This is a genomic window from Paenibacillus sp. FSL E2-0178, from assembly GCF_038593005.1.
In the GTDB taxonomy this organism is placed as follows: Bacteria; Bacillota; Bacilli; order Paenibacillales; family Paenibacillaceae; genus Paenibacillus_AQ; species Paenibacillus_AQ phytohabitans.
Map to the genome: position 1 here is coordinate 7,559,414 of NZ_CP151953.1, position 12,719 is coordinate 7,572,132.

Genomic DNA, 12,719 nt, shown 5'->3' on the forward strand with positions numbered 1-12,719 from the left:
AGTGAAACGTGGAAAAACGACGTGAATTATGGATTGATGCGGCCAAGGGCTTCAGTATTATTTTTGTAGTCATGGGCCATTCCGGCGATGCGGCAGCGAATCATTATCTGTCCTGGTTCCGGATGCCGTTGTTCTTCCTGCTTAGCGGGCTGGTGTTTAAACCGGTCGATCCCGGGCGTTATCGGGGCTGGGCCGCAAGACGGACCAAAGGGCTGATGACTCCCTATTTTGCCTACGGCCTCCTGATTGCAGGGGTACTGCTGTTGTTCAGCTTCAATATTAGAGGGTTTGCCGAAAATATAGCGAGGCTGCTCTACGGTGGACTGTCGCTCACCGGTCCTTACGGGGTGTTCTGGTTCATCACCTGCCTGCTGTTTACGCAATTGCTCTTTGGATACATCGTCAGATATTCCCGCCGAACCCAATTTCTTCTGATCACCTCCGCCTACCTGGTCTCCCATTTGATCTCCTTGACCGCGCTTAAGAACTTCAATCTTCCCTGGAACATCGATGTTGCACTGCTTGCTGTTACGTATTATGCGATCGGGTTCTATGGCAAACAAGCCATACCTGCGCTAATCAGCCGCTATTCGGCCTTGCTGGTACTGCTGCCTTTGTCTGCACTTGTGCTGCTGCTGGAACGGACTGGTGTCATTCATTACAGTCTGAATATGAAATACAAAGAGTATGAGTCGCTGCTGCTGGATCTGGCGGTTCCGCTGCTGATTTCTTTGACGATCTGCGCGGCGGTCTACCAGCTTGCAAGACTGCTTCCGCTGGGCTGGATGGGCAGCCTTGGACGGAATACCATTACCATTATGTATTTGCATCTGCCTTTGAATTACAGCCTTAAATATCTGCTTGGTACGGATTACGGGCTGGTACCCTTCACTTTGATTGGGGTCATTGTGCCGCTGCTTGCCGCCAAGTGGGCTGTGCGTTACCCGGTATTATCGAGATTCTATCTGGGAAAAGCAGGTGTTCCTCCGGCTAAGCGGACAGGCAAGGCAGCATCTGTCTCTAGTAACGGGTGAATCTGCCGGATAAATAGGCAATGGTTCTAATAGAAGTGCACAAGCTCTTTTTCATAATGTTCATATACTTTAATAGAACATGAAAAGGAGTGATACAGCATGGTTAAAACGCTTTTGGACTATAATGCATCCGTAGTTACACCTATTACTAACGGGGTCGCCATTCCGGTCCCCATCTCCCCGGCTGGCGTGCAGATTGCCGGAACATCGGTATATATTGATCCCGCAGTTCCAACCCATTTCCCGAACAAAGTAGAGCTCAAAGCAACGATCGGCGTAAATGTTACGCTGGATACCCCGAATATCCTGGTGCGCATCTGGCGTGCAGGCCACGAAATCTTTTATGCACGGGCAGAGTACGAGGATTTCTTCAATGACGACGGCATTATCTCGCTGCATATGGTAGATATCAATGCACCGGCTGGTGTCCAGAACTATCAGCTGATTGTGGAGAATCAGGATGCCAATTCTACGGCTGTTGTGGTTGGACCTGTTATTTTCAGCGCAATGGCCATCGGAGGCTAACTTTCATAAGGCAATTAAGAGGGGCTTCTCTCAAGTATCTGCGAGGATACCGGGGGAAGCTTCTTTTTTTGTGCGTAAAATGGAATAATTTCCTGCCTTTTTGACGAAACTGGAACACAGTACCTGTGAAATGAAGGTTAATGTTCAGGAGGGGAACCATTGTGAGAAAAATTCGTTATGTAACGCTTGCGCTGTGCATCGCTGTTTCGGTTCTGGGAGGGGCTTCCGGCGCTTTTGCCGAAGAAAAAGCCAAAGGTACTGCCAATACCGGCAATACCGGAAGTACTGCGGCCGCTGACCTCGCACCGGGGGCACGCTCTGCCATTCTCATGGATGCCAGTACAGGCACGATCATCTACGAGAAGAACAGCCATGACAAGCTGCCGCCGGCCAGTATTACCAAAATTATGACCATGCTGCTGACCGTGGAGGCGCTGGATGAAGGCAGGCTGCAGCTGACCGACAAAGTGCGGACCAGTGAGTATGCTGCATCGATGGGCGGTTCACAGATTTTTCTGGAGCCGGGTGAGGAAATGACGGTGGATGAAATGCTGAAGGGCATCGCGATGGCTTCCGGCAATGACGCTTCTGTAGCTATGGCGGAGAAAATCGCCGGCTCGGAGAGCGCTTTTGTCGATCTGATGAACCAGAAAGCCGAAGCCTTGGGCCTGAAGGATACCCACTTTGCCAACTGCAATGGACTGCCGGCTGCGAATCATTATTCATCCGCGCATGACATCGCCGTAATCAGCCAGGAGCTGCTGAAGCATGAGCGGATTATTAAGTACACCGGCTCCTATCAGGATTACCTGCGCAAGGATTCGGCCAAGCCGTTCTGGCTGGTCAATACAAACAAGCTGGTGCGTTTCTATACAGGCGCTGACGGCCTGAAGACGGGGTATACGGCTGAAGCGAAGTTTTGCCTGTCCGCAACCGCGGCCAGAGACGGACTGCGCGCTGTCGCGGTTGTACTGGGTGAGCCGAACACCAAAACACGCAACAGCGAAGTGTCGGCGATGTTCGATTACCTCTTTTCCCAATATAAGCTGCATACGATTCACAAGGCGGGGGACCCCATCGGCACAGTGAAGATTGAGAAGGGCGTGAAGACGGAGCTGCCGCTGACGGCGAAGGAAACTTACAGTGTATTACTCAAAAAAGGAATTACCCAGGAGGGTATCCGGCATGAGCTGGTGCTGGAAGAACACTTGAAGGCTCCTGTGGCCGCAGATCAGACTGTCGGCAAGCTGGTCGTATACCAGGGGACTGACGTGCTGAAGGAATATGAGCTGAAAGCAGGCGAAGCTGTAGCCAAGGCAGGCTGGTGGAAGCTGTTCAAGCGTACAACGGGGTCGCTTTTTACGATTGATTAGAGCTAGCGATTAATTTCTTGTATTTTGTAGATTAGTCCCATGCTTTATGTAAGTTCTTAGGGGTTTTCTTCTAGTTTTGTCGTGAGGCAGGAATCCTCAATTGCGGTGTAGAAAACCTTGTCCTTGTAGGGGAAAGAAAGTAGTTACAGGGCGGTTGTCCAAGCAACGAAGAGGAGAGTGGCAAGGATGAATTCTCATGTGGAGATGGAGCATCACCGGGGTGTACTGATTGTCCGTTTGTCTGGCGAACTGGATCATCACGCAGCCGATTATGTACGTATGGATATGGATGAAGCGATTATGCGGGGACAGGTGGAGCATCTGATTCTCAGCCTGAAGGAGCTGCAGTTCATGGATAGCTCAGGGCTTGGAGTCATTCTGGGAAGGTACAAGCTGATCCGCAGCAAGGGCGGCAAGATGGCAGTCTGCGATGCCACTGCACCCGTGAAGCGCCTGCTGGAAATGTCGGGCCTGTTCAAGATCATGCCCCTATATGACAACGAGAGCGCTGCACTCTCGGATTTGGAGGTTGCGTTATGACAAATAGTGAAGCCCGTAACTTCATGAGCGTCCAGTTTGCCGCACTGTCGGAGAATGAATCATTCGCACGTGTGGTAGTGGCGGCTTTTGTCTCCAGGCTCGATCCGACCATGGAGGAGCTGAATGACCTGAAGACGGTTGTGTCGGAGGCGGTCACCAACTGCATTATCCACGGGTACGACAGTGATCCTGCAGGTCTTGTCAGCATCTCCGCTTCCATTGATGTTGAGACGGTGCATTTGACGATTGAAGATCAGGGTAGAGGCATTGAGGATTTGGAGCTGGCCCAGCAGCCGCTGTATACCTCCAAGCCGGAGCTGGAGCGGTCGGGCATGGGTTTTACCATTATGGAGAATTTCATGGATGAATTCGAAGTTACCAGTGAACCGGGACGCGGCACATCCATTTCAATGAAGAAAACCATCGTCTCGAAAAAAGCTTTATACAATTAGGGGTTGGAGCCATGGATGCAGAGTCAAAAAAAGCTCCGCCGACCTATTTGGACGATGCGGAGGTCAAACGTCTAATCGCGCTCAGTCAAGCCGGGGATAATACGGCCCGCGACACGCTGGTCAATTGCAATATCCGCCTCGTCTGGTCGGTGGTGCAGCGGTTTATGAACCGTGGATATGAACCGGATGATTTATTCCAGATCGGCTGTATCGGACTGCTGAAGTCCGTTGATAAATTCGACCTCAGCTATGAGGTCAAGTTCTCCACCTATGCGGTGCCGATGATTATCGGCGAGATTCAGCGGTTCCTCCGCGATGACGGCACACTCAAGGTCAGCCGTTCACTCAAGGAAATGGCCAATAAGGTGCGTAAGATGAAGGATGAAATGTCCAAAACGCTCGACCGCCTGCCGACCATCGGCGAAGTGGCGGAGGCGCTGGGCGTGACGCCCGAAGAAATCGTCTTCGCCCAGGAAGCCAACAAGCCGCCGACTTCGATCCACGAGACGGTCTTCGAGAACGACGGCGATCCGATCACCCTGATCGACCAGATCGCCGACGAGTCGCAGGAGCGCTGGTTCGACAAGCTTGCCTTGAATGAGGCCATCGGCGCCTTAACCGAGCGCGAGCGCCTGATTGTCTACCTGCGTTACTACCGCGACCAGACCCAGTCCGAAGTCGCCAGCCGCCTCGGCATTTCGCAGGTTCAGGTGTCGAGGCTGGAGAAGAAGATTCTCGCGAACATCCGCGAGCAGATCGCGCAGTAGGCTGGAAACAAGGGTTCAGCAGCGATGCAGCAGTCAAACAGCCCCGCCGTTGGCGTTAACCGCCAGGATGGCCGGACTGGCAGTACAGTTGAGCATGAATCAGGTATGAGGATGTACAGTGACGGGTGCAGGACGGCCGCCTCGGGAGGGGCGGCTTTTTGCTGCGGACGGGACTGAACAAGACAATGGAACCGCCGCCGCTAATGTTGCCATTGTAGCACCGCCACCGCTACGTTCGCCTTTGCCCACCGCCACCGCCAGTCCTCCTCGCCGGATGAAGGATCACATATGGCCTTACGCATTATTATGTTGGCAGCGTTACATATGATAAACTCGTAATCATATATGTTTTTGACGCCAAAGCGGCATTTTAGTGAGGAGGTCTGATATGGATTATTCGAAGCTCAGCAAAGAGGTTTCATATGCACTGCGTCACGCGCCATGGGAGTATGAACTGGAATTAGATGATGAGGGCTTTGTAGAGATGGAGCAGCTATTAAATGCATTGCACCTTGAGCAACAATGGAATTCAGTAACTGCAGATGATCTGGCTAAGATGATAGAGGGTTCGGCTAAACAGCGGCATGAGATTGTGGAGGGCAAGATAAGGGCGCTATATGGTCACTCTGTGCCTCAAAAGATAATTAAGCAGAATGAAACCCCACCCCCCGTTCTGTACCATGGGACAGCCAGGCAATGGGTGGAGACGATTCTGGCTGATGGGCTTAAACCAATGAAGAGACAGTATGTTCATTTCTCGGTGGATACCGAAACAGCAAAGCTGGTTGGAGGGCGGAAAGATTCTAATCCTGTGATCTTAACAATCGACGCCGGGAAGGCAGCGGACGAAGGGATTAAGTTTTATCACGGCAATCATAATATCTGGCTAGCGGACTACATTCCGCCTGAATTCATTGATAGTTGTAGAATGTACAATTAAAAACAGCGAAAAGGGATACCTGCATCAAATAACTGTAATCTGTACAACTAAATCTGCCCGAATAGGTGATAAGCAATCTACACAGGCAGTTTAATTGTACGAAATACAACTAAACGAAGAATCGGTTGTAAATCAGACAATTTAGTTGTACAGAGTGCAATTAAGTAAGCATATACCATACTCCCAACTCCCAGGCATATACCGTAATTGGGTCACTGCAAACCATCGGGCAAGCGATTTACTACTCCCAACAACAAAAAGCGCCCCAGCCAGCCTGTTCACGGCTCGCGGGACGCTTTTATCTTTTAACAAGTGTTCATAATATCTCTGCCTAAGGCGCTACAATCACACCTGTGGAAATCATATAATTCTCTGGTGCAAAATAGTTCGCGGCATCGTCCCCAGATAGAGTGTAGACTACGGTGATGATTTTGCCGCTGCCCACAGTAGCGTCGCTATAGGCAGCCGTTGCGCTGAACGTTACATCATCTCCCGGAAGGACTCCAATCAGAGTGCCTGGAGTGACTTGCGCTGATAGCGTTCCGTCATAGAGCTTGGACTCCGTGATGGCTGGTGGGGTAATGTCTAACTGCAAGGCGGTGATAATCCCCGTGCTTATGGTGTAGCTAACAGGCGGGAGATAATTGCCAGCGTCTGGACCTGTCAAAATGTACGAAATAGTTATGATTTTATTCGTACCCACGTTGACATCGCTGTATTCACCAATACCTTCTACTGTGACGATATCACCAGGTTCGATTCCGGTCACAGCTCCGGCAACCACCGCTGCCGCAGTAGTTCCATCATAGACTCTGGACCGCGTAATCTGATCCCGGTCAATTTCACCTGTGTTCACGACGTAGTTCTTAGGTGCAATATAATTACCGGCATCTGGTCCGCTGAGTGTATAGACTACAGTTATGGTTTTGTTCGTACCTACTGCAGAGGTATCATAATTGGCAACAGCGATCACACTGACATCTTCCCCGGGGATTACTCCAATGAGCTGACCAGGGGTCACAGCTGCTATGGTTGTTCCGTCCTTGAACTTGGCGAGGGTCAAATCCGGAGCTTCGATGGTTAATTGATTCAGCGAGATAATTCCCGTATGGACGGTATATGGAGCGGGTGCAATATAGCTGGCTGACTGGGCTCCGCTTATGGTATAGACAACAGTTATAGTCTTGTTAACCCCAAGCGCCGCGCTGCTGTAAGAAGCGGAGGCATGCACTTCTACCATGTCACCGCTCAGCACGCCGAGCAGAGGACTTGCGGTTACCGCTGCGGTGGAGGTACCATCATAGGTTTTGGATTCCGTAAGGGAGACTGGGAGACCTATAGTCAGCTCAATGGCTTTAACCTCAATAGTGCCTGAAGGAACCGAAATATTGCCGGCGCCATCTACAGCATACACGACATAATTATTCGCTGGCAGACCCTGCGTGTTCAGTGAGGAGTAGACAGAGGCGCTTACCGCCAGCTTGGTCCCGTGCGCAGCTTGGACGGAAGCTTCCAGACCCGCCGGGGTCACTGCTACAGTGGAAGGAACCAGATACAAATAACCCGCTTCGTTACTTGTCCCGTATACATTCTCTCCTACAGTAACCGCTCCAAGAGTTACACCCGTAAGGATCGGGCCTGTCGTATCTGCCGGATCGGAAGTCGCAGCCGGAGTCGCTGTAGGTTCTGGTGTTGGTGTAGCTTCCGGTTCTGGCGCTGCTGTAGGTGTGGAGACAGGTTCAGGTGTGGCTGTTGGAACAGAAGGAATATCGGGGTTCCGGACAGGTGAAGGTGTAGCAGTCGGTGAAGCGGTTGGACTGGCTGCCGGTGAGACAGTTGCCGAAGGGGTGACCGTGCCGGTATTATCTGGTGTACTGGCCGGAGCAGTCTCAATGGCCTTGGTCCGTGTTAAGGACACTACTGCTTCCGCGCGTGTAATATCCCTGCCGGGCTTGAAGCTGTTATCTTCGGAATACCCTTTCATGATTCCTGCAGAGGCTACTGCATTAACCGAGCCGAGAGCCCAGGCGGCAATATCCTTGGAATCGCTGAAAAGAGCGCTGGTCCGGGCTGCATCCAGCTTCAATAACCGGTTGATAATCACTGCGGCTTCCTGTCTGCTGATGGTCTTGCCTGCACCGATGGTGCCATCTGAATATCCGTTGATATATCCGGCTTTGACTGCTTTGGCTACGTCAGCATAGGCCCAGTTGCTTGAAGATAGATCCGTATAGGAGACAGCCGCAGTTTCAGTGAATCCAAACGCACGATTAATCAGCGCCATGAATTCGGTTCTTTTCAGACTGTTATCCGGCTTGAAGCTGCCGTCGGCGTATCCCTGAATGAACCCTTTTTCAACCCATTCCGTCACTTCGTTCTGAGCCCAGTGGCCTGTGATGCCTGTTAATGAAGGTGCTGCCGCGCCAAAAGCGGTTCCAGCCGAAGAAGAATAAAGTGCGGTAACTATCATTAGTGTGGAGAGAAAAAGCCTGCCGGGTTTAAGGTTCAATGTTATGCCTCCTGAAATTTGTATTGTCTCCGATGAATAGGCGAGTGTGATCGCTTGAATATCCTCCCGGCCTCCAAGATTTGCTAAATGAAATAATAGTATCACACATTGTTAAAAATTAATTAGAATAAAATTAATTTGTATAAATTTAATTTATCAAAATATAAACCTGACACTGGTCAATAAACTATAAGCGTGTAGCATAGATAGGCTAACCCGGATCTTGAATAATATTTTGTAACCTTTTCCCCGCGGTATGGCACTTATCCTTAGAACAGATGAAAATACAGAAATGAGGTTCGCAGGCCTATGCTGCAGTGGATTGAAGAAGCACAGAAAGGGGATGCCGGAGCTTTCAGGCAGCTGACAGAGCATGTCCGGGGGATGGCTTACGTAGTGTCTTACAATATGCTGGGAGATGTTCAGCTGGCGGAAGACGCGGTACAGGAGGCCCTCATCGAGGCATATATGAACCTTGGGAGTCTGCAGGAGCCGGCGGCGTTTCCGGGCTGGTTCAGAACCATTGTGGTCAGGCAGTGCCACCGGCTGCTGCGGCGCAGGCGCCAAACACTGCTGCCTCTAGAGGCTGCAGAGCATGTCGCCGTGTCTTCTCCGGGCGTTGAGGAAATTGCCGAACGCAGAGAATGGGCACAGGTGCTGCATAGCTCGGTGGCACAATTGTCCGCCAGCCTGCGGGTACCGCTGCAGCTGTTCTACTTCTATGGCTATTCGCTTCAGGAGATTTCCGTTTATTTGGGCATTCCGGCCGGAACGCTGAAGAAAAGGCTGTATGACGGCAGACGCAAGCTGAAGGGGGCTTTTCCTGTGGCAAATCTTGCGGCCGCATTGAATCTGTTACAAGAGGGAGGACAGCGTATGCTGCATATTGTGAACGGTGATTTCGTTGGAGATAAGCTGAAGCAGGGGATTGTCCAAGGGGATGTGCTCATATGGAGAGAAATCTACACGGCGGGGCCGATATTCATTGATCCGTCGTCAGAGCAGGAACGGCAGCTGCGGGCAGAGGTTCTGCAGGCCACACTGGGAATACCGGCAGAAGAATATATGAAGGGCTGTGAGGAGCAGGAACGCATGCTCAGCGGATTCCACAAGTATGATGAAGTGGTGCTGTGGTTTGAGCATGATCTGTTTGACCAGAGTATGCTGGCCTATCTGCTGCACTGGTTCAGCAACCGGAAGCTGGGCAGCACGAAGCTGAGTCTGCTCTGCATCGGGGAATTTCCCGGAATTGAGCTGTTCCATGGTCTGGGCCAGCTTACGGCAGAACAGCTTCAGACCTTGTCCGGAACCTGGCAGAATATCGGCACGGAGGAGCTGCAGCTTGGGAGCAGGCTATGGCAGGCATATGCATCTCCAGATCCCCGGCAGCTGGCACAGACCCTGGAGGAGAGTAAGCCCGAACTGTCCAAATCCGCGTTTTCTTTTGCCTATGATGCCTTCAAGCTTCATCTCTCGCGTCTGCCTTCAGTATATAACGGTCTTGGTATTGTCGAACAGACAACGCTTGAGGCTGTGGCTGGCGGAGCGGATACGCCTCTGAAGCTGTTCTGTCAAGTTACAGATGCACTGCACCGGCTGGGAATGGGAGATGTGGAATACTGGAAGGTTCTTCGCACACTGACGGCTGGAGAGCATCCTCTGCTTATTATTGAGGGTACGGCAGAAATGACAGATTACAGAGAAGTACCGGAATTCCTGAAGCGTACAGTTATACTATCAGAGCTGGGAGAGCGGGTATTGGCCGGAACAGCGGATAGAGTGAGCGTGCAAGGTGTAGATGAATGGTACGGCGGGCTGCATCTGCAGGGGTATGAGGTGCCTTGGCGCTGGGACAGCGCTGCTGAATTACCGGTGCAGGTCGGAACGTAATACAGAGCAATAGTATCGGATGAAGAGGTTTCCCGGCAGAGCGGGCTAACCTCTTTTTTCTGCAGGCCGCTGTCCTCATAACCGCTTACAACTGGTTTTCAGCAGCCTGACCGTGCGGAAATCCATTTTTGTAAGTATAATTAATGTTCTGAGTGTAAGGTATCTTATGATAAGAAGAGGAGGGAACGAGTATCAGAACTTTAGTGATCAGTGACATTCATGGATGCGTGGAGGAATTCAACCTGCTGCTCCGCAGAGCCAACTATATCCCCTCCGAAGACCAGTTAATTCTGCTCGGCGATTATGTGGACCGGGGGCCGGACAGCAGGGCGGTGGTTGAGCAGGTGAAACGTCTTGCGGAGGAGCACGGTGTTGTCGTACTGCGGGGCAATCATGATCAGATGGCGTGTGATGCGCTGGCGGGTGAGGATGACAAGCGCGATACCCACTGGATTACCAATGGGGGATTTCATACCCTGCTGAGTTATTGCGGAGGCCGCGATTCGGTCCTGCTGCGCCCGGATTCAGGCTGGAAGGAGTATGCGGAGATGAAGGATTATATGCGCCGCGAGTATCAGGAGCATCTGGATTTCCTGGGTACGCTGCCTTTCTATTATGAAACGGACACTCATGTGTTCGTTCACGCAGGAATTGATCCTTCCCTTGCCGACTGGACAAGCCAGCGGGAGTATGATTTCATCTGGATCCGCGGGCCGTTCTATAATCATCCGGTAACCTCTACCGCGAAGACGGTTGTATTCGGACATACCTCCACGGTAGATTTGCAGGACGGGGCAGGAATCTGGTTCAGCCCGCATGGAGACAAGATTGGCATTGACGGCGGCTGTGTATATGGAGAGCAGCTGAACTGTCTGGAGATTAATGAAGACGGGTATAAGACCTATTCAGTCCGGCTTGGCGAAAAAGAATAACTGCAGCCGCGATTACCAGCCCAGCTGCTGATCCCGGATCTCCTTGTCCCACAGCTCCTTCAGCTTCACCACATGCTCCGCCGGCATCCCCTCGCGGCTTGCGGATATATTCTCGGCCAGCTGTGCGCTGCTGCGTACCCCGGGAATCACGGTGGTGACCTCCGGGTGAGCAAGGATGAAGCGCAGGGCAGCCGTTGTCATGGTCGTCTCTTCGTCCGTTATGAACCGGATGCGCTCCACCAGGGCGGCGCGTTTCGCGATCACCTCCGGCGACCAGCGGCTTCTTACCCCTTCGAAGGTGCTGCTGCTGTCATATTTGCCGGAGAGCCAGCCCGAGTCCAGAGGGACCTTGACGATGATCGCTATGTTTTTCTCATGGGCCAGCCCGAAAGCTTCCGCCGTTTCCTGGTAAAAGATATTGAACATCACCTCCATAACGCCAATATCCGTATGGCGGATGACCTCCAGCATTTCCGGCACGGAATCGACCGAAACCCCGTAAGAGAGAATCTTTCCTTCGGCTTTTAGCTTGTCCAGTTCGTCGTACTGGCCGTATTTCCCGTCCAACAGCTCAAAAGGCGGATTATGAATCAGCACGGAATCCACATAATCCGTCTGCAGACGCTGTAAGCTGCCTTCGACAGAGGAACGGATGTGGCCCGCATCAAAGCTGGTGCTGCCATCCGCCCCGTGGCCGAATTTGGTGTTGATCACAGCGTTGGCGCGTCTGCCGGATAAGGCGGTCCCAAGCAGGGTTTCACTGGCACCGCCCCCGTAACCGGGAGCCGTATCGAAGAAATTCATCCCGCGCTCCAGCGCTTCATGTACCAGAGAGACCGCTGCACGATCCTCCATGGCTTCCCAATCCTGCTTATTCCCAAGCTGCCAGGCACCGAAGCCAATCTCCGATACAGTCTTTCCCGTATTGCCGTATCTTCTTCTATTCAAGCGTATCCACTCCCGTAAGGTTAGTATGAAAACCTGCTCTTAATTGGTTATAATTGGAACATATACACCGTATTGTAGAACCTTGAAGCCTATTAAGCAATGCAGTAAATGCAGAAATCCGGTTAAGTTTCTACTGCAATAAGGGGGAAGTAATGTCCAATTCACTGTTAACCAAGAACGCTTTAGCCCGGTCACTCAAAAAACTCATGCTCGCAAGGCCGCTGAATAAGATTACGATCCAGCAGCTTACAGCGGATTGCGGCGTGACCCGGCATACATTTTATAATCATTTTCAGGATATTTACGAGCTGCTCGGCTGGGTCTACAGGTCAGAAGTGATTGAAGATCTGGAGCCCTACCGCTGCTGCGCCGGCTGGAAGCAGGGATTCTTAAGCGTCCTGCGGTACACCGTGAGCAACAAAACCATCTGTCTGAACACCTTTCATTCGCTTGGACGCGAGCATCTGGAACAGTTTCTGTACGGAGTTATTTATGGTGTCATGATCAGGGTGGTGGAAGAACTGGACGGGCAGGAGCGGGCCCGTGAAGGACAAGAGCAGATTCCGGAACAGGGGAGAAGCCAGGCTAGACAGGACATTGCCGATTTCTACACATTGGCTATCCTGGAACAGGTAATCCATTGGCTCAAAGCAGGGGCAAATACCGACCCGGCCGAAATGGTGGAGAAGGTAGCCCGGATTATGGAAGGAAGCATCGCCCGGGGCCTGGAGCACTACCAGGCTGCCGCCGCCCATCCGGTCCAGTGAAATGACACAATCTCCGGCAGATGTGTAATCCCTGTACAGTTG

At 51.9% G+C, this 12,719-nt stretch carries 13 protein-coding genes; 11 read left to right on the plus strand and 2 right to left on the minus strand.

Annotation, left to right across the window (positions count from 1 at the left end; all coding sequences use genetic code 11):
* Nucleotides 1-8: 8 nt before the first annotated feature.
* The 8 genes from MHI42_RS32455 (at nt 9) to MHI42_RS32490 (ending at nt 5,631) form a co-directional block, all read left to right on the plus strand.
* Nucleotides 9-1,034, plus strand: a complete 1,026-nt coding sequence (locus MHI42_RS32455) for an acyltransferase family protein (protein WP_342421842.1) — start codon at nt 9-11, stop codon at nt 1,032-1,034.
* Between the two features lie 99 nt (nt 1,035-1,133).
* Entirely contained in the window at nt 1,134-1,559 is a 426-nt protein-coding gene (locus MHI42_RS32460) for a hypothetical protein (RefSeq protein WP_342421843.1), read from the plus strand.
* 161 nt (nt 1,560-1,720) lie between these two features.
* Nucleotides 1,721-2,932, plus strand: a complete 1,212-nt coding sequence (locus MHI42_RS32465) for a serine hydrolase (RefSeq protein WP_171716732.1) — start codon at nt 1,721-1,723, stop codon at nt 2,930-2,932.
* A gap of 186 nt (nt 2,933-3,118) precedes the next feature.
* Nucleotides 3,119-3,472, plus strand: a complete 354-nt coding sequence (gene spoIIAA, locus MHI42_RS32470) for an anti-sigma F factor antagonist (protein WP_042138682.1) — start codon at nt 3,119-3,121, stop codon at nt 3,470-3,472.
* Nucleotides 3,469-3,924 (plus strand): anti-sigma F factor, encoded by a 456-nt coding sequence (gene spoIIAB / locus MHI42_RS32475; RefSeq protein WP_171716731.1) that lies wholly within the window; start codon nt 3,469-3,471, stop codon nt 3,922-3,924. Before spoIIAA ends, spoIIAB begins: the two co-directional genes overlap by 4 nt.
* A gap of 11 nt (nt 3,925-3,935) precedes the next feature.
* A complete protein-coding gene (gene sigF, locus MHI42_RS32480; RefSeq protein ID WP_039300284.1) occupies nt 3,936-4,691 on the plus strand; it encodes an RNA polymerase sporulation sigma factor SigF in 756 nt (251 codons plus the stop codon).
* A gap of 24 nt (nt 4,692-4,715) precedes the next feature.
* Nucleotides 4,716-4,868, plus strand: coding sequence for a hypothetical protein (locus tag MHI42_RS32485; RefSeq protein ID WP_342421844.1), 153 nt, complete (start codon nt 4,716-4,718; stop codon nt 4,866-4,868).
* Between the two features lie 211 nt (nt 4,869-5,079).
* Nucleotides 5,080-5,631, plus strand: coding sequence for an RNA 2'-phosphotransferase (locus MHI42_RS32490; RefSeq protein ID WP_342421845.1), 552 nt, complete (start codon nt 5,080-5,082; stop codon nt 5,629-5,631).
* Between the two features lie 331 nt (nt 5,632-5,962).
* On the opposite strand, the gene MHI42_RS32495 is transcribed toward MHI42_RS32490, so the two are convergent.
* The gene (locus MHI42_RS32495) at nt 5,963-8,140 is read right to left on the minus strand and encodes a YDG domain-containing protein (RefSeq protein WP_342421846.1); all 2,178 of its coding nucleotides are present in this window, start codon (nt 8,138-8,140) and stop codon (nt 5,963-5,965) included.
* A 309-nt stretch (nt 8,141-8,449) separates the two neighbouring features.
* Here MHI42_RS32495 and MHI42_RS32500 point away from each other — a divergent pair, with 309 nt between their 5' ends.
* Nucleotides 8,450-10,030, plus strand: a complete 1,581-nt coding sequence (locus MHI42_RS32500; RefSeq protein ID WP_342421847.1) for a sigma-70 family RNA polymerase sigma factor — start codon at nt 8,450-8,452, stop codon at nt 10,028-10,030.
* 203 nt (nt 10,031-10,233) lie between these two features.
* Nucleotides 10,234-10,962, plus strand: coding sequence for a metallophosphoesterase family protein (locus tag MHI42_RS32505; RefSeq protein ID WP_342421848.1), 729 nt, complete (start codon nt 10,234-10,236; stop codon nt 10,960-10,962).
* 12 nt (nt 10,963-10,974) lie between these two features.
* On the opposite strand, the gene MHI42_RS32510 is transcribed toward MHI42_RS32505, so the two are convergent.
* Complete coding sequence (locus MHI42_RS32510; protein WP_342421849.1) at nt 10,975-11,910, minus strand: aldo/keto reductase; 936 nt, start codon at nt 11,908-11,910, stop codon at nt 10,975-10,977.
* Between the two features lie 152 nt (nt 11,911-12,062).
* On the opposite strand from MHI42_RS32510, the gene MHI42_RS32515 reads away from it, so the two are divergent.
* Entirely contained in the window at nt 12,063-12,677 is a 615-nt protein-coding gene (locus MHI42_RS32515) for a TetR-like C-terminal domain-containing protein (protein WP_342421850.1), read from the plus strand.
* Nucleotides 12,678-12,719 lie beyond the last annotated feature (42 nt).